Here is a 26,166-nt window from a genome sequence, read left to right on the forward strand (position 1 = left end):
CCTGGAAGCGCCTTGCACATCTTACCCTGGCGGGAAGCTGCAGGGCGGGCGGTTCCAGGATTGCAGTGATCCAATGTCGCTTTTATGATTTGGCGGGTTGGAAGGCAACCCCGATTTCGGATGCCGGCAAAAAGCGCTTCCGTAGGGGAAGGTCGCGCTCCACCTGCTGCATGAAAAGGCTTGGTTAACCTTCTCTGGATACCAATCGTTAATTGGGTTGGCCGCCAGACGGGCCGTTCTGCCAAACAGGCCGGCGCGAGGCGCCTAACGGGGAGCGACTGGATATAGAGATGGGATTGGCAGGCACCGCAGACAAGGAGCGTGGCGCCGCCGGGCATCTGCGGCTCATGGCAAGGACTGTTTTCCTGCTGGTGATCCTGCTCGGCGTGACCGCCGCCTCGCGGGCCGACGGGTTGCTTGGCGCCACCGGCTACAAGATGGCCGGCGACGCCACCAGGATGCGCATCGTCGTGACCTTCGACCGAGAACCGGACGTGAAGTGGTTCCTGCTGCGCGGTCCCAGCCGCCTTGTCGTCGACCTGCCGCGCACGCGATTCGCCCTCAACGCCAAGGAGGTGAAGCCGCGCGGGCTGGTGCGCGCCGTTCGCTACGGCGATCAGGGCAAAGGCTCGCGGCTGATCCTGACCGGCAAGGGACCGTTTGCCATCGACAAGCTCGAGGTGCTGAAGAATGACGATGGCAGCGGCTATCGCGTCGCCATCGACATGTCGGCCGCATCGGAAAGGGAATTCGACGAGGCTTTGGCCAACCAGTCGCTGACGACCGGCTCGACCGTTTCTACCGACAAGGGCGGCCGTGTCGGCACAGGGCCGATTTCGGCGCCTGGGCACCGCTTCACAGTGGTTATCGATCCGGGCCATGGCGGCGTCGACGGCGGCGCGGAGAGCGCCGGCGGCACGGTCGAGAAGAACGTCACGCTCGCCTTTGCCACCGAATTGCGTGACAAGCTGGCCGCGGTCGGCAGCTATGATGTCTATATGACGCGGGACAGTGACGTGTACCTGCCGCTCGACGAGCGCGTGCGCATCGCCCGCCAGCACGAAGCCGATCTTTTGATCTCCATCCATGCCGATACGATCGCCGTCAAAGGTCTCCGCGGCGCCACCGTCTACACGCTCTCGGACAAGGCTTCCGATCCCGAGGCTCAGGCGCTCGCCGATCGCGAAAACCTCTCCGACCAGTTCGCCGGCCTAAAAATCGAGGACGACAACAAGGAGGTCACCGATATCCTGATCGACCTGATCCGGCGCGAGACGCACGGCTTTTCGATGAGCTTTGCCCACACGCTGGTCGGCCAGCTGTCGACCAGCGTCGGTCTGATCAACAATCCGCAGCGCTCGGCGGGCTTCAAGGTGCTGAAGGCGCCGGACGTGCCCTCGGTTCTGGTCGAGCTTGGCTATCTCTCCAACAGCAAGGACGAGGCGCAGTTGCTCAACGCCGACTGGCGCGGCAAGGCAGCCCAGAGCATAACCAATGCCGTTGCCCTATTTGCCGCGGCGAAAGCGGGAGCCAGGGCTGGGGGCTGATTGGACCCACCCGCCCACAACCTTGAGCCGTCCTACAACCGCAAGCAGCGTTGCGCGACGACAACACGTGGCGTTATTATTTGGCGGACGGAGTTCCTGAAACTTCGTGCTGCCGTATTTTGTCCACATGGTCGCGACAATGGGTTTCCATTGCGGATTGGGACCGCCCCTGAAGCTTGCGCGACTGACGGCTTCGTTTAGGAAATCCCGAACCTCGGACTGGAGCGGGCATGATTCGTCTCATCGGCTATTTCTTCGGCATCGGCACGACGCTGGCGCTGCTGGTCGCTGCGGGCCTTGCCATCTACATCAGCCACCTGACGAAGGATCTGCCCGACTACGAGGTTCTGGCCAAGTATGAGCCGCCGGTGACGACGCGCATCCATGCTTCGGATGGCTCGCTGATGGCCGAATATGCCCGCGAGCGGCGCCTTTACCTGCCGATCCAGGCGATCCCGGACCGCGTCAAGGCCGCCTTCATGTCGGCCGAGGACAAGAACTTCTACAACCACCCCGGCATCGACATCACCGGCCTTGGCCGCGCCATCATCGTCAATCTGCAGAATTTCGGATCCGGCAGACGTCAGGTCGGCGCCTCGACGATCACGCAGCAGGTTGCAAAGAACTTCCTGCTGACCTCCGACCAGACCTATGAGCGCAAGATCAAGGAGATGATCTTGGCCTTCCGCATCGAGCAGGCCTATTCGAAGGATCGCATCCTCGAGCTCTATCTCAACGAGATCTTCTTCGGCTTCGGCGCCTATGGCGTTGCCGGCGCCGCGCTGACCTATTTCGACAAGTCGGTCAACGAACTCACCGTCGCTGAAGCCGCTTACCTCGCTTCGCTGCCCAAGGGCCCTAACAACTATCATCCCTTCAAGCATGCCGACCGGGCGATCGAGCGCCGCAACTGGGTCATCGACCAGATGGTCGAGAACGGCTACGTCACGCGCGAGGAGGGCGACAAGGCCAAGGCCGAGCCGCTCGGCGTGAAGCCGCGCCGCAACGGCTCCTACCTGTTCGCGGGCGAGTATTTCACCGAGGAGGTGCGCCGCCAGATCATCGCCCGCTACGGCGAGAATGCGCTCTATGAGGGCGGCCTGTCGGTGCGCACCACGCTCGATCCGAAAATCCAGCTCATCGCCCGCAAGGCGATGCAGAACGGACTGCTGAAATACGACACGCTGCGCGGCTATCGCGGACCGGTGACCCACATCGACATTTCCGGCGACTGGGGCGTGCCGCTCGGCGCGGTCAAGGGGCTGGAGGACGTGCCGGAGTGGACGCTCGCCGTCGTGCTCGACAGTTCTGCCGACGGGCTGACGATCGGCATTCAGCCGGCGCGCCAGGTCTCCGGCGATCTCGTCAAGGACCGCGTCGAGGGAACAGTCAGCAAGGACGACATGGGCTTCGCCATGCGCCATTTCGTCAACGGCAAGTCCGTCAGGGCGAAATCTCCTGCGGAAGTGCTTGAACCCGGCGACGTCATCTTCGTGCAGAAGAACGAGGGCTCCGACAACGCCTATAGCCTGCGCCAGGTGCCCGAGGTCGAAGGCGGTCTGGTTGCCATGGACCCGCATACCGGGCGTGTGCTGGCCATGGTCGGCGGGTTCTCCTACGCGCAGTCGGAGTTCAACCGCGCGACCCAGGCGATGCGCCAGCCGGGCTCCTCGTTCAAGCCGATCGTTTATTCGGCGGCGCTCGACAACGGCTACACGCCGGCTTCCGTGATCATGGACGGCCCGATCACCATCCAGAGCGGCAACACGACCTGGACGCCGAAGAACTATGACGGCACGGTCGCCGGCCCGGCCACCTTGCGTTCGGGCATCGAGAAGTCGCGCAACCTGATGACGGTGCGGCTGGCCAACGACATGGGCATGAAGCTGGTCGTCGAATATGCCGAGCGTTTCGGCGTCTACGATCATCTCGCGCCGTATCTGCCGATGGCTCTGGGCTCCGGCGAGACGACGGTCATGCGCATGGTGTCGGCCTATTCGATCATGGCCAATGGCGGCAAGTCGATCAAACCGTCGCTGATCGACCGCATCCAGGATCGCTACGGCAAGACCGTGTTCAAGCAGGACGAACGCGGCTGCGAGGGCTGCAACGCCGCCGAATGGAAGAACCAGCCCGAGCCGGAACTGGTCGACAATTCCGAGCAGGTGCTCGATCCGATGACCGCCTATCAGATCACCTCCATGATGGAGGGCGTGGTGCAGCGCGGCACCGGCGCCACCATCGCCGAGCTCGGTCGCCATATCGCCGGCAAGACCGGAACGACCAACGATGAGAAGGACGCCTGGTTCATCGGCTTCACGCCGAACCTCGTCGTCGGCCTCTATATGGGTTACGATACGCCGCGCGGCCTGGGCAAGGGCGCCACGGGCGGCGGCCTCGCCGCGCCGATCTTCAAGGACTTCATGCGCGTCGCGCTCGACGGCACGCCCAATGTCGACTTCCAGGTTCCGGAAGGCATGAAGCTGATCGCCATCAACCGCAAGACCGGTATGCGCGCGGCCGAAGGCGACCCCAACACCATCATCGAGGCGTTCAAGCCCGGGACCGGCCCGGCCGACAGCTATTGGGTCATCGGCATGGGCGCAGACGGCTCCAATGGTGCCGGCGGCGCGCTGTCGCCGCAGGCCAATCAGGCCATCCAGGACGGCGGCGGCGGCCTTTACTGACCTCCCCGGGTTCGAAATGGGCCGGCAGCTTAACGCCGGCCCATTTCGCTTTACAGGCGACGGCGCCGTGCCTATGTATCGCGCCGATTCCGAAAAGAACGACAAGAACAGGACAGAACGAAGAGCCATGCGCGCGGAAACGCAGAACATTGTCGACGAGATCAGGCAGGCGATAACCCTGCTGAGGAGGCATCTTTGACTGGGATCAGGCCATCAAGCGGCTTGAATATCTGAACTCGCGCGCGGAGGATTCCAGTCTCTGGAACGACCCCGCGGAAGCGCAAAAGCTGATGCGGGAGCGCCAGAGCCTCGACGAGGGGATCGCGGCGGTCAAAGGCCTGACCCAGGCGCTCGAGGACAATATCGGCCTGATCGAGCTTGGCGAGGAAGAGGGCGACGAGGGCGTCGTGGCCGAAGCCGAAGCGGCGCTGCGTTCGATGCAGGGCGAGGCCAAGGCCCGCCAGGTGGAGACCCTGCTGTCGGGCGAGGCCGACACCAACGACACCTATCTTGAAATCCATGCCGGCGCCGGCGGCACCGAGAGCCAGGACTGGGCCTCGATGCTCTTGCGCATGTACACGCGCTGGGCCGAGCGACGCCGCTTCAAGGTCGAGGTGCTGGAAGTCCATGAAGGCGAAGAGGCCGGCATCAAGTCGGCCACCGTGCTCATCAAGGGGCATAACGCCTATGGCTGGCTGAAGACGGAATCCGGCGTTCACCGCCTGGTGCGCATCTCGCCCTACGACAGCAATGCGCGTCGCCACACCTCCTTTGCCAGCGTCTGGGTCTATCCCGTCATCGACGACACGATCGAGATCAACGTTTCGGAATCAGACGTGCGCATCGACACCTACCGTTCGTCCGGCTCGGGCGGCCAGCACGTCAATACCACCGACTCGGCGGTGCGTATCACCCATCTCGCGACCGGCATCGCTGTTGCTTGCCAAGCCGAACGCTCGCAGCACAAGAACCGGGCCAAGGCCTGGGAGATGCTGCGCTCGCGGCTCTACGAGGAAGAGCTGAAGAAGCGCGAGGCCGTGGCGAACGCCACCGAAGCCTCGAAGAGCGACATCGGCTGGGGCCACCAGATCCGTTCTTACGTCCTCCAGCCCTATCAGTTGGTGAAGGATCTGCGCACCGGCGTCGAAAACACCAGCCCGTCAAGCGTGCTCGACGGCGATCTCGACGAATTCATGGAGGCCTCGCTGTCGCATCGCATCGAGGGCGGCGCAGGTGAGGCAGTGGCGGACCTCGACTAGATATTCCGAAAACCTTCCGCCGGGTGGCGGCTCGCAGGGTGAGAGACGTTGGCAAATCCGAAGGGAGGTGCTCGTACGCTTGCCGGGCAATGCTTCTGCGGCACCGTCCGCTACGACGTAACCGATGAATTCGCTTACGCGGCGAATTGCCATTGCTCGAACTGCCGCCGCACCACAGGGTCGGCTTTCAAGCCCTTTGCCGGCATCGAGCGCGACAAGTTCCGGTGTCACCGCGGGCGACGACAGGCTACTGATCTATGGCGATGCCGGCGGCCACGACGCGCATTGCGGGCAGTGCGGCTCCCTGCTCTACTCCTTGGTGCGGGAGGGTGCCTACGTCCATGTTGCCATGGGGACGCTGACGGACGATCCGGGCATTCGTCCAAATGCACATATCTTCGTCGGTTCCAAGGCGCCATGGTTCACGATTGCGGACGACTTGCCGCAATATCGTGAACATGTCACTGGATGACGGCCGGAACTTCTGTCGGCGGAATTTCGTTCTTAGGCACCCTGGTTGCGGGCTTGTTGTAGCTATTGTTAACCAAGTCGGCGCACCCTTTTCTGCGGCCGCTGCTGAACCCCGGTGCGATCCGAAGGGTGCGCCCAGTTCTTGCGCCGGCCAAGGAATCAGCCCAGCATTCGGGCTGGGTATAGAAGCATGTATGGCCGGACGCGGCATATCTGCGACTGACGATCCGGCCACTGGGAAGACACGTTCCGGGAACGGGCAAGCGAAAAACGCTTGATGCTCGAAAGGAACGCTTCGATGTCTGCTGCCAAGTCAAGACCGGCACGAGCCGTTCGCCCGGCCGGCCGAATCTTGTTTTCCCTGTTCGCCACCTTCGGGACCGTGATGCTGACAGCTACTGCCTTCGCGCACGACGCCAAACCCACGGCGGTGCTTCCGCAAGCCTGGAGCTATCCCTTTGCCTGCTGCGCCAACTACGATTGCAAGGAGGTGCCGCAGACATCGATCGGCGAGCGGCCGGAAGGCTATGTGATAAAAGGCACGGGCGAGGTGGTCGCCTACAGCGACAAGCGAGTCAAGGATTCGCCTGATGGCGAATATCACTGGTGCGCGCACCAGGCCGGATTGGACGCCGGCAAGACCATCTGCCTGTTCGTGCCGCCGCCCTCTTACTAGGATCGCCGCGGCCGGGCAGTGCCGAAGCATGCGAGCTCTCGACCGGGCGCTGCCGCGCCCGCTGACACACGGGTTGTCAGGACCACTTGTTTATGTTGCCTTGCTGCCACAGAAGGTCCGCAGCGTCTTCCGCGCGGAACTCTGTTGGGCGGGCGGCGGACAACGGAGAGATCCATGATCATCAAGGGAAGCTGCCACTGCAAGGCCACGACTTTCGAAGTCTCCGAGGCGCCGCAGACGGTGACGCAATGCACGTGCTCATTCTGCTCCAAGCGCGGGTCGCTCTGGGCCTATTACGTCCCGTCGCAATTCAAGCTCACCAGCCCGCCTGAGAACGTGTCCTTCTACCGCTGGGGCTCGAAAACGATAAAGCATGGCTTCTGCTCCACCTGCGGCTGCGGCACCTTCACCGAAACGCCGGATTGGTCGACGGGCCAGCCCGACTTCGACAACCCGAGGATCAGCGTCAACTCCCGTCTGTTCGACGACTTCGACCTGGACAAGGTCGAAGTGGTGGTGATCGACGGCAAGAACCTCTGGTAGCCTTTTGCCGTTCCGCTTTTTGCCGCAATTCATGGTACAACGCGTGCGGAAGGGCTGATTTGGCGCGGCTGCAACGGCCGCGATTTGGAGAGGGACAATCTTATGAAGAAGACCGTGCTCGTCGTCGTGGCGACGGCTGTGCTCGTGAGCGCCTGCACCACCACCGATCCGTATACCGGCGACCAGAAGATCTCCAACACCGCGGCCGGTGCCGGCCTTGGGGCATTGGCGGGTGCCAGCCTTGGTCTGCTGGCCGGCGGCAACGACCGCCGCAACGCGCTGATCGGTGCGGGCATCGGTGCGCTTGCCGGCGGCGCGATCGGCGCGACGATGGACCAGAACGAGGCCGAGCTTCGCCGTCAGCTGCAGGGCACCGGCGTAAGCGTCACCCGCAGCGGCGACCAGATCATTCTCAACATGCCGTCCGACATCACGTTCAACGTCGACCAGGACGCGGTGAAGCCGGGCTTCTATCCGGTGCTGAACTCGGTGGCGCTGGTGCTGAACAAGTTCCGGCAGACGACCGTCGACGTCTTCGGCCACACCGACTCGACCGGCGGCGACGAGCACAATTTCGACCTGTCGCAGCGCCGTGCGCTCGCCGTCGCCAACTACCTGTCGGGCCAGGGCGTCGATTCCCGCCGCTTCGCCGTGACCGGCTTCGGCAAGACACGTCCGATTGCTTCCAACGCGACGACCGCCGGCCGTGCCCAGAACCGTCGCGTCGAGATCCAGTTGTCGCCGCTGACCTGATAGAAGCTGCTGCCAGCGGGAACTACTCCACTATGCAAAACGGCCCCGCGAGGGCCGTTTTGTTTGATCTCGAGACGGGTCAAGGCGTTACGGTGTTAGCTAGTTCTAATTGATGCCTTTCCATCGCCTTGGAAAGGACTAGCATCGACGCTGTTCCAGAGGGGACGAGGCGGTACAACCGGCCGCGCAATCAGCATTTTTCCGCCTCGGTCTTGCACGGCCAGTTCAAGAATCTGGGAGGAATGCATGACAAGAACGACTCGCCTTGGGCGCTGCGGCGTCCTCGTTTTGACTGGCCTCTTGGGCGCATGGGTTGGAGCCGCCACGGCTCGGGCCGAAGACGCCAACAAGGCCGACATCGAAGCTCTGAAAAAATCGCTGGCCAAATATGAGGACTACACGGCCGCCATTCGCGACCTCTATCTGTCGACCGTTGGCTGCGTCTACTACTCGGGCGAAAAGGTTCCGGGCACGATGGAATATCCGAAGGGAGCCATGGGCATCCATTTCGTCAACGTCCCCAGCGTCGGCCAGAAGCTCGACCCGATGAAGCCCAACGTGCTCATTTACGAACCGACCAAGAAAGGCTTGAAACTGGTCGGCGTAGAATGGCTGGTGCCCTTAACGCCGGACGTCAAGGAACCACCGAGCCTATTTGGCCAGAAATTCATGGGGCCGATGGAGGGGCATTATCCGCTCATCCCGAAGGAGTTCGTCCATTACGATCTTCACGCCTGGCTGTTCAGGGAGAATCCGAACGGCATGTTCAGCCCGACAAACCCGAAGGTAAAATGCAGCAACGCCGAGTTTCCGATGTTGGAGAAGCCGACCAAGATGATGCCCGGGCCGATGTAAGCGGCAGCGGGACAATCCCGGCAAAGCGCTTGATCTTTCAAGCGAAGCGGCAGTAAAGGACCGGCCCCATTTCGGGGCCGTCTTCGTTGTTGCCGACGCTCTATTGAGGTTAGACCTTCGCGACGATGCGCATGAAGGCGGGCACGTCATCGCCGAAGCCGACGGTCGCGTCGTCCTCTTCATGGCGGTGGCGGGCAGGGCGGTTGTGGTCGCGCTGAGGACGGGAAGCCCCGCGCTGCTCGGTGCGGTTGTCGGAACCCTTGCGCTCGTTCTCGGAACGGATCGCATCCTTGCGGGCGCGGCGCTCGGCAATATCGGCAATCTCGGCGACCGGCTGCTCTTCGCGTGGTGTCTCCGGCGTCTCGTCCTCGCTGTGCCTGGCGTGGCGGTCCGCGCCTTTCTTGCGCTCGCCACGGCCCTTGCGATCCTCGTCCTTGCGACCGGCGCGCCGCGGCGCGCCGCGGCCTCGGCGAGGCGCTTCTTCGCCTTCACTCTCGGCGACAGTCGATAGGTCGCCGTCATGCCATTCGATCTTGGCGCCAATCAGCTTTTCGATGGCGTCCACATATTTGGTGTCGGAGCGCGTCGCGATGGTGAAGGATTTTCCCGAGCGGCCGGCCCGGCCGGTGCGCCCGATACGGTGGACATAATCCTCTGCATGGATCGGCACGTCGTAGTTGAAGACGTGGCTGACATCTGGAATGTCGAGGCCGCGCGCGGCGACGTCCGAGGCGACGAGGTAGCGCAGCTTGCCATCGCGGAAATTGGCAAGCATCTGCATGCGGGCACGCTGATCCATGTCGCCATGCAGCGCGCCGGCGTCGAAATCATGCTTCAGCAGCGAGCGGAAAAGCTCCGATACTTCGACCTTGCGGTTGCAGAAGATGATGGCGTTCTTCAGATCGGACTCTTCGGCCCGCATGAGATTGCGAAGCGTTTCGCGCTTGTCCCACGGCTTGGAGCCCGACTTCACCAGGCGCTGCGTGATGCTGGTCGCGGTGGAAGCGGCTCTGGATACCTCGACGCGCACCGGCGCATGCAGGAATTTTTCGGTGAGCTTGGTGATCTCGGGCGGCATGGTCGCCGAGAAGAACAGCGTCTGGCGCGTGAAGGGGATCATCTCGCAGATGCGCTCGATATCGGGGATGAAGCCCATATCGAGCATGCGGTCGGCCTCGTCGATGACGAGGATATCGACGCCGTTGAGCAAGAGCTTGCCGCGCTCGCGGTGATCGAGCAGTCGGCCGGGCGTGGCGATCAGCACGTCGGCGCCGCGCTCCAGCTTCTTGTCCTGCTCCTCGAAGGAGACGCCGCCGATCAGCAGCGCGATGTTGAGCTTGTGGTTCTTGCCGTATTTGACGAAGTTTTCCTCGACCTGGGCGGCGAGCTCGCGTGTCGGCTCGAGGATCAGCGTGCGCGGCATACGGGCACGTGCACGGCCCTTTTCCAGCCGGGTCAGCATCGGTAGCACGAAGGAAGCGGTCTTGCCGGTGCCTGTCTGGGCAATGCCCAGCACATCCTTGCCGAGCAGCGCATGCGGGATGGCGCCGGCCTGGATCGGGGTCGGCTTGGTATAGCCGGCATCGGTGACTGCGGAGAGGACCTTCGGCGACAGGCCGAGGTCTGAGAATGTCAACGCTTCTTGAGCGGTCTGGGTGTCTGCGGACAAGTGATGGCTGTCTTTTGGCTGGTTCGGGAAAAATCGCAACACGCGTTGCGGCAGGCGCCGCGCGCCTGCAAGATCGGCGTTGCAGTTAGGCGCAAGTCCGCGATTTGTCAACAGAAACGGCCCGGAAATCCATCGATTGTGAAGACGTAACCTTAATCGCGATGCTTAATTGAGGTCTTGTCCTTGCGCCGGCTCAATAGCGGAATTGCTCGGCAAGAATACGCTCGTTCCAAGAATGATTGGGATCGAACAGCAACGTCGCCGTCGCGGTCGGCGATTCCCGCACCGTGACAGAGGCAATCGCCTTGACCTCGGTGTGGTCGGCGGCGGCGTTCACCGGGCGCTTTTCCGACTCCAATATGTCGAAGCGCACGATCGCTTTGTTGGAGAGCAGCGCGCCGCGCCAGCGCCGGGGCCGGAAGGGGCTCACCGGCGTCAGCGCCAAAAGCGGCGCGTCGAGCGGAAGGATCGGCCCGTGCGCCGACAGATTGTAGGCTGTCGAACCAGCGGGCGTCGCGATCATAACGCCGTCGCAGTTCAGTTCCTCCAGCCGCACCTGCTCGTCGACAGTGATGCGTATTTTCGCCGTCTGGTAGGACTGGCGCCAAAGCGCCACTTCGTTGATCGCCAGCGCCGAGATCGTTTCGCCCTCGTGAGTCACCGCCTGCATCTCCAGCGGGCGGATCGTCTCGGATACCGCTTTCGAAATGCGTTCATCGAGGCCGCCGGCGCGATATTCGTTCATCAGGAAGCCGATGGTGCCACGGTTCATCCCGTAGACCTTCTTGCCTGTGCTCATCGTGTCGCGCAGCGTCTGCAGCAGGAAGCCGTCGCCGCCGAGCGCGATGATGATCTCCGCCTCGGCGACAGGTATTTGCCCATAGCGCGCCGACAAGGTTTCCAGCGCCGCGCGGGCGTCGTCGGTGTCGGAAGAGACGAAGGCGAAACGGCTGGTTTCTTTGCTCATGGATCCCGAACGGCGACCGCTACCGCCTGCCGGGTCGCGCAGGCGACGGCGTAGCATGCGCCGACCACATCTGCAAAGGGCGGTGCGCCCCCGCCATCTGGATGGGCGTTGGCGCTCGCGCTTCGTGACAGGCGTGCAACGAATGTGATGGCTGCAAATGGTTAAGACCAAGCTTAAACACTCGTAAAGCCGGATCGATCATGTTAGCCGGCAGTGGATGGGTTGGCGGGGGCTGGCCAGTCGAGAGACCTGTCTATTGCCGGTGACGCGTCTGATCATAGTCTTCCTGATGATGGGAAGTTTCGCCCTCATCTTCGCCGAGCTTGTGCGCCACTCGGAGGAGATGAGCCAGCGGCCGCATCCGACGGCCTCCCGCTGCGGCGACGCCGCCGGGATGCCCTGTCCGCAAAGGGCGCTTTAAAGCGCTAGCGGTTCTGCAGCAGGTGACAACCCGCCTGCCGCTTCTGCGCCAGATACTCGTCGATCAACTGGCGGTAGCGCACCTTGCCGAAGCTCGGGAAATGGCCGCCATGAACGACCGAGACGTCGAGGTCGCGCATGGCAAGCAGCGTCTCGACATAGTCGCCGATATCGGAGTGGAAGACGTCGTCGATCAACGGCCCGTCATAGACGATGTCACCTGACAAGAGGATGCGGGTCTTTCGCTCGTAGAGCGCGATGCCGCCGGGCGAGTGGCCAGGCGTGTGGATCACCTCGAAGGCACGATCGCCGAGATCGACCACGTCGCCATGCTCGAGCAGCCGGTTGGCCGGGGCAGGCGGGATGCGGTAGCTGGCCGCATCCCATCCGTCGGGCATGCCGTCGAACATGTCGTCTGTCGCGTAGCGGTCGGCGACCGTCCACTCGTTGCGCGGATCTGCGAGGATCTGGGCTTCAGCCGAATGCACGCAGCGATCCGGAAATTCGTGGTGGCAGCCGATGTGGTCGAAATGCGTGTGGCTGGCGACGCAGACAAGCTTACGTTCGGTGACCAGCGGCACATGGCGCCGCAGGCTGAAATGGCCGAGGCCGGTATCGAACAAAAGATCGCGGTCGCGGCCGCGCACATGCCAGATATTGCAGCGGAAGAACGGCTTTATCCATGGCTCATGGATGAGCGTTACGTCGTCACCCATGCGGATGGTCTCGTACCAGTCCGGAGCCTCGATGACCGGAAGCGGGCTCATGGATCAGTCCGCCAGCAGGATGATGTCTTGAGCGTTGCATGAAACCGCGACCGTGTCGCCTGCCTGGACGGTCGCGGGAGCCGGTGCCTTGGCGATGAACTGGAATGCAGGATCCCGCGCCGAGGTGGCGAGCACCCGCTTGAAGCTTCCTTGGAAGACGACGTCACTCACTCTGGCCGTGCCGAGCGCAACGTCGCCTTTCGCTCCCGCAAGGATGAGGTGCTCGGGCCGGATGGCAAGCGCCACAGTCGCGCCAACCGGCGAGGTGGCGGGCAGCGAGATCGGCCCGAACTTGGTTGCCACTGCGACGCGTCCATCCCGCATTTCGCCGGCTTTGCCGGCAAGGATGGTGCTTTCGCCCATGAAGGTGGCCGAGAAGCGAGTCTTCGGCCGCGCATAGACCCGCTCGGGCGGTCCTTCGTCCTCGATGCGCCCATCATTCATCACCACGCAATGGTCGGCCAGCGCCATCGCTTCTTCCTGGTCGTGCGTGACATGGACGAAAGCGGTGCCGACGCGCTTCTGGATCGCCTTCAACTCGTCCTGCATCTGCCGGCGCAGCTTGAGATCCAGCGCGCCGAGCGGCTCGTCGAGCAACAGCACCGCCGGCTCGATGACCAGCGCGCGCGCCAGCGCCACGCGCTGGCGCTGGCCACCGGAGAGCTGGTGCGGCTTCTTGTCGAAGGAGGCTGCAAGCCCGACGAGGGCGAGCGCCTCGCGCGCCTTCGCCGCCCGCGTCGCGCCATCGACGCCCTGCATGCGCAGCCCGAAGCCGACATTCTTGCCGACGCTCATATGCGGGAACAGCGCGTAGTCCTGGAAAACCGTCGTCGTCGGGCGCTTGGCCGGCGGCACGGCGGTGCAATCCGCGCCGCGGATGAACACCTTGCCTTCGCTGGGCGTGACGAAGCCGCCAAGGATCGAAAGCAGCGTCGTCTTGCCGGAGCCCGACGGGCCGAGGAGGATCGTGTAGCTGCCGGGCTCGATCGCGAGCGAGACGTTCTTCAAAACGGCGAGCTGGCCGAAACGATGCGAGACGTTGCGGATATCCACCAAAGGCGCGCTCATGCCGTCTTTCTCCGCAGCAAGGTCAGTTCGAACAGCACCACGAGCACAATCGAGACGGCAAAGACCAGCGAGCCGACGGCATTGGTCTTGGGATTGAGGCCGGAGCGCAAGAGGTTCCAGATCTCGACGGGCAGCGTCGTCTCGAAGCGGGTGAGCAGGAAGGAGATGACGAACTCGTCCCAGGAAAAAGTCATCGACAGGAAGAAGCCGGCGAAGATCGCCGGCGCCATCACCGGCACGGTGATCATCAGCAGCACCTTCCACTCGGGAGCGCCGAGGTCGCGCGCGGCGCGCTCGATATTGATCTGGTGATCGCCCATCTGGCTGTAGATGATGGCGAAGCAGAGCGGCAGGTTGATCACGACATGGCCGACGCCGGCGGCGATGAGCGATTTCGGCACGCCTGCCCAGTTGAACAGCACCAGAAGCCCCATGCCGATGATCAGGTAGCTGACGGTGAGCGGCAGCGTGATCAGCCCGCGCAGCAAGGCCGAGCCGGGCAGTGCGAAGCGCGCGAAACCCCAGGCGGAGAGAAAGCCGAGCGTGACGCAAGCAAGCGAGGAGAGAACCGCCACCAGCAGCGAATTGACCAGCGCCGAGGTCAGCCGTGCGTCGGACAGAACCGCCTGGTACCAGCGCAGCGACGGACCGGTGAAAGGCGGGATGGGGAAAGAGGTCGCCTGCAGCGAGAACAGTATCAGCACGACCACCGGCAGGAAGATGAAGCCGTAGACGGCGATCGCATAGAGCCAGGCGGCAAGGCGGACGGCAGCACGCATGGTCAGGCCCGCTCGATCTTCAGCCAGCGCGCGCAGGCGAGATAGGCGACGGTGACGACGGCCATCAGGATGATCGACAGTGCCGAGGCGAGCGGGAAATCGCCGCGCCGGCCGATCTGCATCATGACCAGCTGCGGCATCACCAGCTCGTTGTTGCCGCCGAGGATCTGCGGCGTGATGTAGTCGCCGATGCAAAGCACGACGGTGAGGAAGGCGCCGACCATGATGCCAGGCAGGGTCAGCGGCAGCACGACATGCAGGAAGGTGCGCACCGGCCCGGCGCCGAGATCCGCGGCCGCCTTGCGGTAGCTCGGGCTGAGCTGTTTGAGGTTGGCGAAGATGGTGAGCGTCAGCAGCATGACGAAGAAATGCACGAAGCCGGTGACGGTGGCCAAACGCGTGTTGGCGAGCTGCAGCGGCTCGGCAATCAGCCCGGCGCTGGTGAGCGCCCGATTGATGACGCCGTTCTGCGCCAGCACCAGCAGCCAGGAATAGGAACGCACGACGTAAGACGTCCAGAACGGCAGCACGGCCAGCATCAGCGCCAGCCGTTGCCACCGCTCCGGTACTTGTTCCGCAAGGATCCAGGCGAAGGGGTAGGCGAGCACGATCGAAATCACGGTGACGGTTGCGGTCACCTCCAGCGAGTTCACCATCGCGCGCCAGTAGGACGGGTTGGTGAAGAACTGGCTGTAGTTGGCGAGCGTCAGAGCGCCGCCTTCATGCGCCGTCAGGCTGGAAAGCCCCATGGCAATGAAGGGCAGCACGAAGAACAGCAGCGTCCATGCCAGCGCCGGCGTGACCAGCGCCCAGGGCAGGGCACGTCCATTGGTTCCCGCAACGCTCATTGGCCGATTTACTGCGCCTGCAGCATTTCGGTCCACATGTCCTGCATCTTCTTGTCGAGATCGGCATTGGGCGCCGGATAGGCCTGGGCGCGGGCGAGGAAGCCGGGCTGCTCGTCGAAGCGCAGGATCTTCTTCTGCTCGTCGGTGAGTGTCGCCTTCTTGTTGGAAGGCATGCCCCAGTAGCAGGCGGAGGTGGCAAGCCGCGCCTGGCCTTCCGGGCTCAGAATGTACTGGATGAACTTCAGCGCCATGTCCTTGTTCTTCGAATCCTTGAACATGGCGAGCGACTGCGACCACAGCACCGCGCCTTCCTTCGGGATCGAGAAGTCGAGCGCCGGGTTTTCCTTGGCCAGGCCCGCCGTCACCCATTCGCCGCCGCCGACGAGGATGTCGACCTCGCCGGTTGCCAAAGCGGTCTGGCTGGCGGTGACCTCGCCGACCAGCTTGGCGTTGGCCTTCATCTTGAGCAACTCGGCCTTGAGAGCGGGCAGGTCTGCCTCGGTGAGGTCGGCGGTCTTCTTGCCTATGGCCAAAGCCGCCATGCCGATCACCGGCAGGTAATAATCGTAGATCGCGATCTTGCCTTTGTATTTGTCGCTGGTGAGCGAAGCCAGCGACTGCATGTCGGCCGGATCGACCTTGGACTTGTTGAAGCCGATCGTGTTGTAGCCGAACTTTTCGGTGATGCCGTAGCGCTTGCCGTCGACCACGGTGGACTTGTCCATCGTCACTTCCGGAAAGAGGTCGGCGAAAGGCAGCTTGTCCTCCGGCAGCGGCTCGAACAGGCCTTTCTCGATGCCGCGCGGCACGTCGATGGAATCGATCACCATGACGTCCCAATCGCCTGGCTGCGATTGATCGACGATCGCGAGCCCTGCGCCGGTGCCCTCGAATTCCTTGACGTTGACCTTGACGTTGTTGGCCTCCTCGAAGGGCTGCAGCAGCGCCGGATCGGAGTGGTCGCACCAGATCAGCGCGTTGAGATCGGCAGCCTGAGCGCCACCCGCGGCGAGCAGCGCCACAGCAGCGAAGGCGGCTCCGAGACCGGACCTCAGGGTGGAAAGCGGATTTCGGACATTGACGGTCATTGAGTGTTCTCCCTGCCTTGCTGGCTTGTTAAGGAAAAGTTGAACCAATTCTAAAATTGAGTCAATTATGATTTTGTGGCAGAGAGGCCGACATGAGCGGATTGCGCGAACGGCAGAAGGCGGACAGGCACCGCCGCATCATCGATGCAGCGACGGAACTTTTCCGCGAGGCCGGCTATGAAGGCGCCAAGATCGAGGCCATAGCTGCGCAGGCAGAGGTCTCGATCGGCACGATCTACAATTACTACCAGAACAAGGGTGACATCCTCGGCGCCATCGTGGCTATGGAGGTCAACGAGGTGCTGAATGCCGGGCAAGGCGTGGTCGGCAGCCCGCCGGCCAATGTCGGAGATGCGCTCGACACGCTGATCGGCATCTACATCGAGCACTCGCTGAATTACCTGAGCAAGGAGATGTGGCGGCAGGCGATGGCCATTTCGACGCAACTGCCCGACAGCGCTTTCGGCCAAGCCTATACCGCGCTCGACCGCGCGCTGACCGAACAGATCCGCGCCTTGATCGCCCGCCTGCAGGAGATCGGCCTCGTGCGGTCAGACATCGATGGGCCGGCGGTGGGCGAGCTCATCTTCAACAACATGAACATGATGTTCATCGAGTTCGTGAAGCGCGACGAGGCGAAAATCCCGGAGCTGCGCGCGGCGATACGGCGGCAGAACCGGGTGGTGGTGACGGCGATCGGGGTGTGAGGATCGATGGCGTCGGGAACAATGCCTTACTGCCGTCGCAACGTCGCTTAGCGGTTGATCAGCCATAGGATCGCCGAAAGCACGATACTGATCAGTATTCCGGTGGTGATGGGAACGTAGAGCCTAAAATTCTCACGCTCGATCACGATATCACCAGGCAGCCTGCCAAGGCCGATCCGGGCCAACCAGGGCCACAGCAGGCCTGCGGCGACTATCATGAGACCAACGACGATCAGTGTTCGCGACATGGCAGCATCCTGCCGGACAGCTTCTGGCCGAAATATAGTGAAATATAGTGATGACGGGTCTTGCAGGCAGGGCCAGCTTAAAAGCTGCTTTCGGTTTTCGGTCATCGCGCGGCTTGCCGTGTTGGGCAGCGGCGCTTTACCCCAAGATTGCCTATTGAGTTGAGATTGAAATCTGATACAACCATAAGGCGTATCCAACGGAGGGGGGGTAGATGGGGGCGTTTTCCATTTGGCATTGGGCGATAGTGCTGCTCATTATCGGCGTGCCTGTTTTCTTTGCCGTTCGGTCAGCAATCAAGCCATCACAGAATCCAGACAGCCTAGTTGGGATTGGCGGTTGGCTTATGTTGCTGGCGATTGGGCAGACCTTGTCACCGTTCCGCACGTTGGCTGAGCTGTTCTCCTCAAGTGAGGGTTACCAGCAGCTGATGCTGCTGCCCAATGGCCCTTTGGCCGTCTGCGGAGAAATCGTGCTGTTGCTGGCGTTTGCAGGACTCCAAGTGTTTGTTCTTTTCGCAATGCTGCGGCGGAGTCCACGCTTCAAGCGGCTGTTCCTTTATCAGTGGATTGCTATCCCCGTCATGTTCATCCTCGACGCCGTTTGGATGTCGACAATTCTCGGCGCTCCGATGAGCCAAGTCCTTGCCGGAGATGCACTGGCCGCCCCAATCACGTCATTCGTTCTGACCGGAATCTGGACTGCCTACGTCTATAAGTCCGTCCGGGTCAGAAACACTTTCGAAAGCGCCGCGTCGACTGCGCAGATTGCGACGGCCATTCATTAAGGGCGAGGGGAGGACTACTCGGAGAACTAACGAGTTTCGGGTGGGCCCATCCGAAGCTTGAAGAGCGAAGGATGGTGCCCCCGGCAGGGATCGAACCCGCGACCTTCGGTTTACAAAACCGCTGCTCTACCAGCTGAGCTACAAGGGCACGGCGCTCCGGTAGCACATTTCGTGCGCCAGTAAAGACAAAACTCCGTTTTGGGTTGCTAATGGACCCGCGTGGCTTGGTTGGCATGCTGAAATGCGGCGCGCGGCTTCCTACATTTCCATCCAGGCGCAATCGCATCGAACGGGGTGTCGCATGATCAGATTCGTCATCATCCTGCCGATCATCCTCGTGACCTGGATTCTCCTGATGAAAGCCATCAGTGACCTGAGGAAATCCAACATCGACTGGACTGGCGTCGCCACCTTTGTCGGCTTCGTCGTGCTCGCCTTCTGGCTGCGGCACGTTACGGGGATGGGGTGAGGTGAGCGAGTAGGGAATAGCGAATAGGGGGAGCCGGATCGCGAATTGTCCCTATTCGCTTTTCCCTACTCGCTATTCGCAAAAAAATTTCGAACCTTTTTCCAGGGCGCCGCGACAGATGATCAAGAGGCGGATGGGTCGCCTCGGTCAACGCACCCAGGAGACCATCATGTTCAAGCGCACGCTCGTTTCGGCCCTCATCGCCACCTCTGTCGCCGCCGGCACGCTGGCCGGCACCGTCCAGCCTTCGGCCGCTCACGACCATCATCACCGCCGCGAGCTCGGCATCGGCATCGCCGCCGGCGTCGGCGGCTTCGTCCTGGGCAGCCTGCTCGCCCAGCAGCCGCGCACAGTCTATGTCGAGGACGAGTACGACGGTTCCTGGCATGTTCGCCGCTGCATGGCCCGCTATGCCAGCTACGATCCGGGCTCGAACACCTACATCGGCTACGACGGCTATCCGCATTATTGCCGCCTCTAAGGGGCAATCGTCTCGGCAACCGGAAGAGGGGCCTCGCGGCCCCTTTTTCGTTCGGTGCTAGGATGTTTTGGCCTCTATCGCCAATCCCGCGCTGCGGCAGGCGCCGGCAACGGCAAGCCCGGCATTCGGCGATTCACCGCCCATCGCGACAAGTTTGAAGCTGTTTCCGGCATCCGGGTAGATCTTGGCAATGAAGGCTTTGCCGTCGCCGGAGCGGACGGACGCGCGCTTGTCGTCGACAAAGCCGCAAACCACGATCTCCTGGCGGCCGTTCACCGTCCGCTCCCCGGCAAGCATCGTCCCGAACTTCGCCGAGACTGGATCCTTCAAGTGTTGGCGGACGCCGGCGGTGATGATCTCCTCGAGGGCGAGCGAGATCGGTATGGAATCGACGGGCTGCCCGCTGGAGTCAGGCACCGGTGTCGTGGCGGCGCATCCGCAAAGTGAAGCGGCAAGCAATAGTTGAACCGTTTTCCGCATCCACGCCCTTTCGCATGCATTCGAACGCCGCGGCAAGACGGCAAGGGCCGATGCAGTCCCGGTGTACAGCGATTTGGCGAACGTTTAGTCTGGCCCCTGCTGGCCGATCGGGGGAGGGGTGGTCTCGATGGTTCGGACAGGATCATCCGCAAACACAGCCGTCTTAATCAGTACGCTTTCACGCCGCCGATCATCTTCGTCACCTCGGCCGCCGCCTCGCGCACCAGCGGACCGATCTCGGCCAGGCGCTCCGGCGTCACCCGCACCGTCGGGCCGGACACGGAAACACCGCCGATCGGCTCGCCGAACTCGTTGAAGATGGCGGCGGCCACGCAGCGCATGCCGGGATGGCGTTCCTCGTCGTCGACCGACCAGCCGCGATGCTTGATGGCCGCCAGATCATGGGCCAGCGCCGAAATGTCGGACAGCGTCTTGTCGGTGTAGCGTTGCAGGCCGGCCTTGCGCAGGATGGCCGCCACCCGCTCCGGCTCGAGATGCGCCAGCACCGCCTTGCCGATGCCCGACGCATGGAAGGAGCTGCGCGTGCCCGGCCGGAAGAAGGCGCGGATCGCCTGGTGCGTCTCGACCTGACTGACGAAAACCACGCAATCGTCCTCGGCGACGCCTAGATTGGCGGTCTCGCCGGTCTTCTCCATCAATTCCTGCATGACGATGCGGGCGCGGTCGACCAGCTTGCGGCGGCGCAGGAAAGCGACGCCCATTCGGTAGGTCTCGACGCCGATCGACCAGAGCTGGTCGGTCGAGTCGAACTCGACCATGCCGTGGTTCTCTAGCGTCGTCAGCATGCGATAGGCGGTTGAGGCGGCGATGCCGCTGCGCGCCGCGATCTCGCTCAAGGACAGGCCGCTGGCATCCGCGACGATCGCCAGGATGCGCAGCGCCCGGTCGAGCGACTGCACCGAAGCCGCTTCCTGCGGGCCGTTGAAGGCACGCGGCCGGCCGCGTTGGCGTTTTTCCGTGGTCTCCATGGGCGGCATTCTCCCCAATTTCGGGCAGAACACAATGAAAAAGTTTTTCATTGGCTCTCGGAGCGGTTTTTCTGGAAAAGGAAAAGACAAGCAGAATCAAGCAATAAGCGCAGTTTTCTAGAAGTGGAAAAATATTCTGAAAAAATTGAAAAATCGGCAACGTGCTGGCATTCTCAAGCCAACCAACGAAGTGGAGCTGGACATGACCAGGATGCGCGCCGTCGACGCTGCGGTTCTCGTTCTTGAAAAGGAAGGCATCACCAATGCCTTCGGCGTGCCGGGCGCGGCGATCAACCCGCTTTATTCGGCGCTGAAGGCGCGCGGCACCATCCGCCACGTGCTGGCGCGCCATGTCGAGGGCGCCTCGCACATGGCTGAAGGTTTTACCCGCGCCAAGGCCGGCAATATCGGGCTCTGCATCGGCACCTCCGGTCCAGCCGGCACCGATATGATCACGGGCCTCTATTCGGCGTCCGCGGACTCCATTCCGATCCTCTGCATCACCGGGCAGGCGCCGCGCGCCCGCCTCAACAAGGAGGATTTCCAGGCCGTCGACATTGCTTCGATCGCAGCACCCGTCGCCAAATGGGCGGTCACCGTCATGGAACCCTATCTGGTGCCGATGGCGCTCCAGAAGGCGTTCCACCTGATGCGCTCCTCGCGACCGGGCCCGGTGCTGATAGACCTGCCGCTCGATGTGCAGCTCGCCGAGATCGAATTCGACATCGACGCCTATGAGCCGCTGGTTCCCTTCAGGCCGGCAATGACGCGCGCCCAGGCCGAGAAGGCGCTGGCGATGCTCAACCAGGCGGAGAAGCCGCTGATCGTCGCCGGCGGCGGCATCATCAATGCCGATGCTTCCGATTTGCTGATCGAATTCGCCGAAGTCACGGGCGTTCCGGTCATTCCGACGCTGATGGGCTGGGGCGCGATCCCCGACGACCACCGGCTGATGGCCGGCATGTGCGGCCTGCAGACCTCTCACCGTTACGGCAACGCGACGATGCTTGAGGCCGACTTCGTCTTCGGCATCGGCAACCGCTGGGCCAATCGCCACACCGGCTCGGTCGAAGTCTACACCAAGGGCAAGAAGTTTATCCATGTCGACATCGAGCCCACCCAGATCGGCCGTGTCTTCGCGCCGGATCTCGGCATTGTCTCGGATGCGGGCGCCGCGCTGAAAATGCTGCTCGACGTCGCCACCGAATGGCGCACCGCCGGCAAGCTGCGCGATTGGTCGGGCTGGTCGAAGGAATGCCAGCAGCGCAAGAAGACCATGAAGCGCAAGACGCATTTCGAGCAGGTGCCGCTGAAGCCGCAGCGCGTCTATGAGGAGATGAACAAAGCCTTTGCCCGCGACGCCACCTATGTCACCACGATCGGCCTCTCGCAGATCGCCGGCGCGCAGTTCCTGCACGTCTACAAGCCGCGCAACTGGATCAATTGCGGCCAGGCCGGCCCGCTCGGCTGGACGCTGCCGGCCGCGCTCGGCGTGCGCGCCGCGGATCCGGAGCGCAACATCGTGGCGCTCTCCGGCGACTACGACTTCCAGTTCATGATCGAGGAACTGGCGGTCGGCGCGCAGCACAAGCTGCCTTACATTCATGTCGTCGTGAACAACGCCTATCTCGGGCTGATCCGCCAGGCGCAGCGCGGCTTTTCGATGGACTACGAGGTGAGCCTCGCCTTCGAGAACGTCAACCGGGCAAACGATCCCGAGGCCGGCTACGGCGTCGACCACGTCGCCGTCGCCGAGGCGATGGGCTGCAAGGCGGTCAGGGTGAGGAAGCCGGAGGAGTTCGCCGGCGCCTTCAAGGAGGCGCAGCGCCTGATGAAGGAACACCAGGTCCCGGTCGTTCTCGAATTAATCCTTGAGCGTGTCACCAACATTTCCATGGGCACCGAAATCGACAAGATCACCGAATTCGAGGAGCTTGCCGAACGCAATGAGGACGCGCCGACGGCCATCATGATGTTGGATTAAGTCCGGCGGAAAGAAGGAGAAAAAAGAATGCCGCGTTTTTCAGCCAATCTTTCGATGCTCTTCGGCGAGCACGAGTTCCTCGACCGTTTCGATGCCGCTGCCCGCGCCGGGTTCAAGGGCGTCGAATATATCGGCCCGTACGATCATGCGCCGTACGTTGTTGCGGCGCGCCTCAAGAAGAACGGCCTGACACAGGTTCTCTTCAACCTGCCGGCCGGCGACTGGGCAAAGGGCGAGCGCGGCATTGCCGTGCTGCCCGACCGCGTGCCGGAATTCCGCCAGAGCGTCGCCAAGGCGATCTCTTATGCGCAGGCGCTGGGCTGCGAGCAGGTCAACTGCCTTGCCGGCATCGCGCCGCAGGGCGCCGATCGCACTGTTTTGGAAAACGTTTTTGCCGACAATCTCGCTTTCGCGGCCGAGAAGCTCGAGCAAGCCGGCATCAGGCTGTTGATTGAGCCGATCAACACCCGCGACATTCCGGGCTTCTTCCTGAACTACACCGACCAGGCGCTGGCGCTGATCGACCGCATCGGCTCGAAGAACCTGTTCGTCCAATACGACATCTATCACATGCAGATCATGGAGGGGGATCTCGCCCGTACCATCCAGGCAAACCTCGGCCGCATCGCGCATATCCAGCTTGCGGACAATCCCGGCCGTCACGAGCCGGGGACGGGCGAGATCAATTATCCCTTCCTCTACGAGCATATCGACCGGCTCGGCTATTCAGGCTGGATCGGCGCCGAATACAAACCGAAGGGCGGCACCGAGGCAGGGCTCGGTTGGTTCCGACAGTTCGCCGGGCAGGGGAGTGCGGCGGCGTAGTTGATTTCCAGCCAACGCCGGCGCCGCCCCTCACCCTTACCCTCTCCCCGTGAAGAACGGGGAGAGGGGGTCGCCAGCGTTAGAGCGCTTCCCTTCTCCCCGTCACTGCACGGGGAGAAGGTGCCGGCAGGCGGATGAGGGGCGGCGCCGACCTGTGACAGGTTAGAACAAGACGTTCAGGAGACTGCAAAATGGAAACCATCGGCTTCATCGGGCTGGGCATCATGGGTGCGCCGATGGCGGGGCATCTGCTCGACGCCGGCTATGCGGTTATCGCCAGCGATCATCGCTCCAAGCCGCCGGCCGATCTTGCCGCCAAGGGGCTGAAGACCGTCACCGGCCATGATGCGGTGGCCAGCGCCGCCGACATCATCATCACCATGGTGCCGGATACGCCGCAGGTGGCGGATGTGCTGTTCGGCGAAAACGGCGTCGCTTCAGCTCTGTCGCAAGGCAAGCTCGTCATCGACATGAGCTCGATCTCGCCGATCGCCACCAAGGAATTCGCCAAAAAAATCAACGATCTCGGCTGCGACTATCTCGACGCGCCGGTGTCCGGCGGCGAGGTCGGCGCCAAGGCGGCATCGCTCACCATCATGGTCGGCGGCGAGGACAAAGCGTTCGAGCGCGCCAGGCCGGTGTTCGAGAAGATGGGCAAGAACATCACGCTTGTCGGCCCGAACGGCGTTGGCCAAACCACCAAAGTCGCCAACCAGATCGTCGTGGCGCTGACCATCGAGGCGGTTGGGGAAGCCCTCGTCTTCGCGTCAAAGGCCGGCGCCGATCCGGCCAAGGTCAGGCAAGCACTGATGGGCGGTCTCGCCGCCTCGCGCATCCTCGAAGTGCATGGCGAGCGTATGATCAAGCGTACTTTCGCGCCGGGTTTCCGGATCGAGCTGCACCAGAAAGACCTCAACCTGGCGCTGGAGGGCGCAAAAGCGCTCGGCGTCTCGCTGCCCAACACCTCGACCACGCAGCAATTGTTCAATTTCTGTGCCGCCAATGGCGGGGCCAAGGAAGATCACTCGGCGCTGGTCCGGGCGCTCGAGCGGATGGCGAATTTCGAAATTGGTTAGGGAGTTTGCTGGCTGCTGCCAGTAAATTTGAACTTACCGATATCGGCAGCGATCCGCTCAAGGGCTGGTATAAGCGCGCCGTTCTGAAACGCTTCGCCTAGTGCTCCTTCAACCCACCGTTCATCGGCCAAGTTGCTGGCGACCCGATGATGAATCTCTGTGACGTCCATAATAGCCAGGGCTTCGGAATGCTCCGGTAGCCAACTTTCCCGCCCGGCGTTGACGCCAAGGAACTTTCCAAAATCGGCTGGATTCTCGAGGCTGTAGACAAGCCGCGATATGTCCTCCGCAACAGCGTGGTAACGGTCGTTTGCCTCGTCGTAGAATTCCGGTGGGGTGAGTGTCCTTAACGTGCTGATTGTACTCGCGAGAAGCACGTGCCATTCACCTCGGTTTGATAACGGCTCGAACATCCTGGTCGCACGTTCAATCCGCAGAAAGGAATTTGCGCGCCGCATAAAGGCTCACCGCCGCCGCGTTGGAAACGTTGAGCGACCTGATTGCGCCGGGCATGTCGAGACGGGCGAGCGCCGTCACCGTTTCGCGCGTCTTCTGGCGCAGGCCCTTGCCTTCGGCACCCAGCACCAACGCAATCTTATCGCCGCTGAATGTCTTTTCGAGCTCGGCCGGCCCATCTGAATCGAGCCCAATGGTCTGAAAGCCGGCCTCGTGCAGCTGGCCGAGCGCGTCGGCCAGGTTCTTCACCTCGATCTGGTCGATATGCTCGAGCGCGCCGGAGGCGGATTTCGCCAGCACGCCAGATTCCTGCGGGCTGTGACGCGCCGTGGTGATCAGAGCGCCGGCGCCGAAGGCAACCGCCGAGCGCAGGATCGCGCCGACATTGTGCGGATCGGTGACCTGGTCGAGCACCAGCACCAGGCTGGTGTCGCCCAGTGCATCGAGGCGCTTTGCCTTCAGCGGCTCGGCCTCGATCAGCACGCCCTGATGCACCGAGTCCGACCCGGTGATCCGGTCGATGTCCTTCGGCTCGACCAGTTCGGTCTTGAAGGGCAGGGCGGCAAGATCAGCGATGGAAAGCCGCTCGGCCGCATTGCGCGTCACCAGCATCTTACTGATCTTGCGCCGCGGGTTGTCGAGCGCCGCTCGCACCGTGTGGAGGCCATAAAGCCGCACCAGCCCGTCGGCGGGGCCTTCGCCGGGCGGCACAGGCTGGCGCGGCCGGAATGCCGGTGCGCCGCCGGCCTTCTGGTCGCGATGCGCGCGCCTCAGCTTGGCGTAGTGGGTATCCTTCGGGGTGCCCGGTTTGTTGCTTTTGTTGTCGCTCATGCCGGCCTCTATAACCGTCCCGGCCGGCTAAGGATATGGGCTGCGGCGATGAATGCCGAACATCCTCGAAAAACCCTGGCCGCGCCGGTTGACACCCACCGGCCTTGCCGCCATAAGGCGCATCGCTGATTTCGGAGAAGATCCTACTCGGGCTCCGGGTCAGCTGAAATGCCTCGTTGCATGGCTCCGGCGGCAGACTGGAGAGGTGCCCGAGTGGTTAAAGGGGACGGACTGTAAATCCGTTGGCTTAGCCTACGTTGGTTCGAATCCAACCCTCTCCACCACTGCCGGCCCGGAAGCCCTGAAACGAAAAGCACCGGAAGTGTGCCGCTGTTTTCCGATGCTATCGCAGGCGGGTATAGCTCAGTGGTAGAGCAGCAGCCTTCCAAGCTGAATATGCGGGTTCGATTCCCGCTACCCGCTCCAGATTTCCACCCG

At 62.6% G+C, this 26,166-nt stretch carries 26 protein-coding genes, 3 tRNA genes and 1 pseudogene; 17 read left to right on the forward strand and 13 right to left on the reverse strand.

Going from position 1 to position 26,166, the window contains the following annotated elements; translation table 11 throughout:
• The first annotated feature begins 290 nt into the window (after positions 1–290).
• From CK220_RS23595 to CK220_RS23630, 8 genes and pseudogenes are all read left to right on the forward strand, one after another.
• On the forward strand, positions 291–1,547 hold the full coding sequence (locus CK220_RS23595; protein WP_095813834.1) for an N-acetylmuramoyl-L-alanine amidase: 1,257 nt from the start codon (positions 291–293) through the stop codon (positions 1,545–1,547).
• A gap of 230 nt (positions 1,548–1,777) precedes the next feature.
• A complete protein-coding gene (locus tag CK220_RS23600) occupies positions 1,778–4,234 on the forward strand; it encodes a penicillin-binding protein 1A (protein ID WP_095813835.1) in 2,457 nt (818 codons plus the stop codon).
• Positions 4,235–4,361: 127 nt separating this feature from the next.
• A protein-coding gene (gene prfB / locus CK220_RS23605) for a peptide chain release factor 2 (RefSeq protein WP_141245205.1) occupies positions 4,362–5,493 on the forward strand; the annotation gives its coding sequence in 2 pieces (ribosomal slippage) (positions 4,362–4,427 and positions 4,429–5,493; 1,131 coding nt in all).
• 48 nt (positions 5,494–5,541) lie between these two features.
• Positions 5,542–5,965: pseudogene (locus CK220_RS23610) on the forward strand (GFA family protein).
• A 297-nt stretch (positions 5,966–6,262) separates the two neighbouring features.
• On the forward strand, positions 6,263–6,640 hold the full coding sequence (locus tag CK220_RS23615; protein ID WP_095813876.1) for a hypothetical protein: 378 nt from the start codon (positions 6,263–6,265) through the stop codon (positions 6,638–6,640).
• Positions 6,641–6,814: 174 nt separating this feature from the next.
• Positions 6,815–7,183 carry a GFA family protein gene (locus tag CK220_RS23620; RefSeq protein WP_095813837.1) on the forward strand — a complete coding sequence of 123 codons (369 nt, stop codon included), beginning with the start codon at positions 6,815–6,817 and terminating at the stop codon, positions 7,181–7,183.
• A gap of 102 nt (positions 7,184–7,285) precedes the next feature.
• Positions 7,286–7,936 carry an OmpA family protein gene (locus CK220_RS23625; RefSeq protein WP_095813838.1) on the forward strand — a complete coding sequence of 217 codons (651 nt, stop codon included), beginning with the start codon at positions 7,286–7,288 and terminating at the stop codon, positions 7,934–7,936.
• 246 nt (positions 7,937–8,182) lie between these two features.
• Complete coding sequence (locus tag CK220_RS23630; RefSeq protein ID WP_095813839.1) at positions 8,183–8,791, forward strand: hypothetical protein; 609 nt, start codon at positions 8,183–8,185, stop codon at positions 8,789–8,791.
• Positions 8,792–8,900: 109 nt separating this feature from the next.
• On the opposite strand, the gene CK220_RS23635 is transcribed toward CK220_RS23630, so the two are convergent.
• The 7 genes from CK220_RS23635 to CK220_RS23670 form a co-directional block, all read right to left on the reverse strand.
• On the reverse strand, positions 8,901–10,460 hold the full coding sequence (locus CK220_RS23635) for a DEAD/DEAH box helicase (protein ID WP_176479175.1): 1,560 nt from the start codon (positions 10,458–10,460) through the stop codon (positions 8,901–8,903).
• A gap of 193 nt (positions 10,461–10,653) precedes the next feature.
• Positions 10,654–11,427: an NAD kinase gene (locus CK220_RS23640; protein ID WP_067321550.1), complete on the reverse strand. Its 774-nt coding sequence runs from the start codon at positions 11,425–11,427 to the stop codon at positions 10,654–10,656.
• A 425-nt stretch (positions 11,428–11,852) separates the two neighbouring features.
• On the reverse strand, positions 11,853–12,614 hold the full coding sequence (locus CK220_RS23650; RefSeq protein ID WP_095813842.1) for an MBL fold metallo-hydrolase: 762 nt from the start codon (positions 12,612–12,614) through the stop codon (positions 11,853–11,855).
• Positions 12,615–12,617: 3 nt separating this feature from the next.
• Positions 12,618–13,682, reverse strand: coding sequence for an ABC transporter ATP-binding protein (locus CK220_RS23655; protein WP_095813843.1), 1,065 nt, complete (start codon positions 13,680–13,682; stop codon positions 12,618–12,620).
• A complete protein-coding gene (locus CK220_RS23660; RefSeq protein WP_095813844.1) occupies positions 13,679–14,461 on the reverse strand; it encodes an ABC transporter permease in 783 nt (260 codons plus the stop codon). Before CK220_RS23660 ends, CK220_RS23655 begins: the two co-directional genes overlap by 4 nt.
• Before the next feature lie 2 nt (positions 14,462–14,463).
• Positions 14,464–15,309: an ABC transporter permease gene (locus CK220_RS23665; RefSeq protein WP_095813845.1), complete on the reverse strand. Its 846-nt coding sequence runs from the start codon at positions 15,307–15,309 to the stop codon at positions 14,464–14,466.
• Between the two features lie 8 nt (positions 15,310–15,317).
• Positions 15,318–16,397 carry a spermidine/putrescine ABC transporter substrate-binding protein gene (locus CK220_RS23670; protein WP_095813846.1) on the reverse strand — a complete coding sequence of 360 codons (1,080 nt, stop codon included), beginning with the start codon at positions 16,395–16,397 and terminating at the stop codon, positions 15,318–15,320.
• Positions 16,398–16,489: 92 nt separating this feature from the next.
• On the opposite strand from CK220_RS23670, the gene CK220_RS23675 reads away from it, so the two are divergent.
• Positions 16,490–17,104: a TetR/AcrR family transcriptional regulator gene (locus CK220_RS23675; RefSeq protein ID WP_095813847.1), complete on the forward strand. Its 615-nt coding sequence runs from the start codon at positions 16,490–16,492 to the stop codon at positions 17,102–17,104.
• A gap of 47 nt (positions 17,105–17,151) precedes the next feature.
• Here the strand turns inward: CK220_RS23675 and CK220_RS23680 are convergent, their stop codons facing one another.
• Complete coding sequence (locus CK220_RS23680) at positions 17,152–17,352, reverse strand: DUF2905 domain-containing protein (RefSeq protein WP_095813848.1); 201 nt, start codon at positions 17,350–17,352, stop codon at positions 17,152–17,154.
• Positions 17,353–17,564: 212 nt separating this feature from the next.
• Between CK220_RS23680 and CK220_RS23685 the strand changes: the two genes are divergently transcribed.
• The gene (locus tag CK220_RS23685; protein WP_095813849.1) at positions 17,565–18,137 is read left to right on the forward strand and encodes a DUF2569 family protein; all 573 of its coding nucleotides are present in this window, start codon (positions 17,565–17,567) and stop codon (positions 18,135–18,137) included.
• A gap of 72 nt (positions 18,138–18,209) precedes the next feature.
• Here the strand turns inward: CK220_RS23685 and CK220_RS23690 are convergent.
• Positions 18,210–18,285, reverse strand: a tRNA-Thr gene (locus tag CK220_RS23690).
• A 153-nt stretch (positions 18,286–18,438) separates the two neighbouring features.
• Here CK220_RS23690 and CK220_RS32035 point away from each other — a divergent pair.
• Complete coding sequence (locus CK220_RS32035; protein ID WP_095813850.1) at positions 18,439–18,606, forward strand: hypothetical protein; 168 nt, start codon at positions 18,439–18,441, stop codon at positions 18,604–18,606.
• 169 nt (positions 18,607–18,775) lie between these two features.
• Positions 18,776–19,087: a BA14K family protein gene (locus tag CK220_RS23700; protein WP_095813877.1), complete on the forward strand. Its 312-nt coding sequence runs from the start codon at positions 18,776–18,778 to the stop codon at positions 19,085–19,087.
• 57 nt (positions 19,088–19,144) lie between these two features.
• On the opposite strand, the gene CK220_RS23705 is transcribed toward CK220_RS23700, so the two are convergent.
• Positions 19,145–19,504 (reverse strand): hypothetical protein, encoded by a 360-nt coding sequence (locus CK220_RS23705; protein ID WP_245429361.1) that lies wholly within the window; start codon positions 19,502–19,504, stop codon positions 19,145–19,147.
• Between the two features lie 230 nt (positions 19,505–19,734).
• Positions 19,735–20,556 (reverse strand): HTH-type transcriptional regulator BhcR, encoded by an 822-nt coding sequence (gene bhcR, locus CK220_RS23710; protein ID WP_095813852.1) that lies wholly within the window; start codon positions 20,554–20,556, stop codon positions 19,735–19,737.
• 202 nt (positions 20,557–20,758) lie between these two features.
• Between bhcR and gcl the strand changes: the two genes are divergently transcribed.
• The 3 genes from gcl (at position 20,759) to CK220_RS23725 (ending at position 24,441) form a co-directional block, all read left to right on the forward strand.
• Entirely contained in the window at positions 20,759–22,540 is a 1,782-nt protein-coding gene (gene gcl / locus CK220_RS23715) for a glyoxylate carboligase (RefSeq protein WP_095813878.1), read from the forward strand.
• A gap of 27 nt (positions 22,541–22,567) precedes the next feature.
• Positions 22,568–23,365, forward strand: coding sequence for a 2-oxo-tetronate isomerase (gene otnI, locus CK220_RS23720; RefSeq protein ID WP_095813853.1), 798 nt, complete (start codon positions 22,568–22,570; stop codon positions 23,363–23,365).
• 191 nt (positions 23,366–23,556) lie between these two features.
• Complete coding sequence (locus tag CK220_RS23725; protein ID WP_095813854.1) at positions 23,557–24,441, forward strand: 2-hydroxy-3-oxopropionate reductase; 885 nt, start codon at positions 23,557–23,559, stop codon at positions 24,439–24,441.
• Here the strand turns inward: CK220_RS23725 and CK220_RS23730 are convergent.
• Together CK220_RS23730 and rlmB are read right to left on the reverse strand one after the other, a co-directional pair.
• Positions 24,438–24,818, reverse strand: coding sequence for a hypothetical protein (locus tag CK220_RS23730; RefSeq protein ID WP_141245206.1), 381 nt, complete (start codon positions 24,816–24,818; stop codon positions 24,438–24,440). The two genes, CK220_RS23725 and CK220_RS23730, sit on opposite strands and share 4 nt — an antisense overlap.
• A 49-nt stretch (positions 24,819–24,867) precedes the next feature.
• On the reverse strand, positions 24,868–25,728 hold the full coding sequence (rlmB, locus tag CK220_RS23735; RefSeq protein ID WP_095813856.1) for a 23S rRNA (guanosine(2251)-2'-O)-methyltransferase RlmB: 861 nt from the start codon (positions 25,726–25,728) through the stop codon (positions 24,868–24,870).
• Between the two features lie 199 nt (positions 25,729–25,927).
• On the opposite strand from rlmB, the gene CK220_RS23740 reads away from it, so the two are divergent.
• Both CK220_RS23740 and CK220_RS23745 read left to right on the forward strand, forming a co-directional pair.
• A tRNA-Tyr gene (locus CK220_RS23740) sits at positions 25,928–26,012 on the forward strand.
• A gap of 68 nt (positions 26,013–26,080) precedes the next feature.
• Positions 26,081–26,154: transfer RNA gene (locus tag CK220_RS23745), tRNA-Gly, on the forward strand.
• The last annotated feature ends 12 nt before the right edge of the window (positions 26,155–26,166 follow it).

Source organism: Mesorhizobium sp. WSM3860, from assembly GCF_002294995.1.
Taxonomy (GTDB): Bacteria; Pseudomonadota; Alphaproteobacteria; order Rhizobiales; family Rhizobiaceae; genus Mesorhizobium.

What these genes read in the sequence shown, in the direction of transcription:
- CK220_RS23595 (WP_095813834.1), top strand. Translation starts at nt 291, where the DNA reads ATGGGATTGGCAGGCACCGCAGACAAGGAGCGTGGCGCCGCCGGGCAT.
- CK220_RS23600 (WP_095813835.1), top strand. Translation starts at nt 1,778, where the DNA reads ATGATTCGTCTCATCGGCTATTTCTTCGGCATCGGCACGACGCTGGCG.
- CK220_RS23615 (WP_095813876.1), top strand. Translation starts at nt 6,263, where the DNA reads ATGTCTGCTGCCAAGTCAAGACCGGCACGAGCCGTTCGCCCGGCCGGC.
- CK220_RS23620 (WP_095813837.1), top strand. Translation starts at nt 6,815, where the DNA reads ATGATCATCAAGGGAAGCTGCCACTGCAAGGCCACGACTTTCGAAGTC.
- CK220_RS23625 (WP_095813838.1), top strand. Translation starts at nt 7,286, where the DNA reads ATGAAGAAGACCGTGCTCGTCGTCGTGGCGACGGCTGTGCTCGTGAGC.
- CK220_RS23630 (WP_095813839.1), top strand. Translation starts at nt 8,183, where the DNA reads ATGACAAGAACGACTCGCCTTGGGCGCTGCGGCGTCCTCGTTTTGACT.
- CK220_RS23640 (WP_067321550.1), bottom strand. Translation starts at nt 11,427, where the DNA reads ATGAGCAAAGAAACCAGCCGTTTCGCCTTCGTCTCTTCCGACACCGAC.
- CK220_RS23650 (WP_095813842.1), bottom strand. Translation starts at nt 12,614, where the DNA reads ATGAGCCCGCTTCCGGTCATCGAGGCTCCGGACTGGTACGAGACCATC.
- CK220_RS23655 (WP_095813843.1), bottom strand. Translation starts at nt 13,682, where the DNA reads ATGAGCGCGCCTTTGGTGGATATCCGCAACGTCTCGCATCGTTTCGGC.
- CK220_RS23660 (WP_095813844.1), bottom strand. Translation starts at nt 14,461, where the DNA reads ATGCGTGCTGCCGTCCGCCTTGCCGCCTGGCTCTATGCGATCGCCGTC.
- CK220_RS23665 (WP_095813845.1), bottom strand. Translation starts at nt 15,309, where the DNA reads ATGAGCGTTGCGGGAACCAATGGACGTGCCCTGCCCTGGGCGCTGGTC.
- CK220_RS23670 (WP_095813846.1), bottom strand. Translation starts at nt 16,397, where the DNA reads ATGACCGTCAATGTCCGAAATCCGCTTTCCACCCTGAGGTCCGGTCTC.
- CK220_RS23675 (WP_095813847.1), top strand. Translation starts at nt 16,490, where the DNA reads ATGAGCGGATTGCGCGAACGGCAGAAGGCGGACAGGCACCGCCGCATC.
- CK220_RS23680 (WP_095813848.1), bottom strand. Translation starts at nt 17,352, where the DNA reads ATGTCGCGAACACTGATCGTCGTTGGTCTCATGATAGTCGCCGCAGGC.
- CK220_RS23685 (WP_095813849.1), top strand. Translation starts at nt 17,565, where the DNA reads ATGGGGGCGTTTTCCATTTGGCATTGGGCGATAGTGCTGCTCATTATC.
- CK220_RS32035 (WP_095813850.1), top strand. Translation starts at nt 18,439, where the DNA reads ATGATCAGATTCGTCATCATCCTGCCGATCATCCTCGTGACCTGGATT.
- CK220_RS23700 (WP_095813877.1), top strand. Translation starts at nt 18,776, where the DNA reads ATGTTCAAGCGCACGCTCGTTTCGGCCCTCATCGCCACCTCTGTCGCC.
- bhcR (WP_095813852.1), bottom strand. Translation starts at nt 20,556, where the DNA reads ATGGAGACCACGGAAAAACGCCAACGCGGCCGGCCGCGTGCCTTCAAC.
- gcl (WP_095813878.1), top strand. Translation starts at nt 20,759, where the DNA reads ATGACCAGGATGCGCGCCGTCGACGCTGCGGTTCTCGTTCTTGAAAAG.
- otnI (WP_095813853.1), top strand. Translation starts at nt 22,568, where the DNA reads ATGCCGCGTTTTTCAGCCAATCTTTCGATGCTCTTCGGCGAGCACGAG.
- CK220_RS23725 (WP_095813854.1), top strand. Translation starts at nt 23,557, where the DNA reads ATGGAAACCATCGGCTTCATCGGGCTGGGCATCATGGGTGCGCCGATG.
- rlmB (WP_095813856.1), bottom strand. Translation starts at nt 25,728, where the DNA reads ATGAGCGACAACAAAAGCAACAAACCGGGCACCCCGAAGGATACCCAC.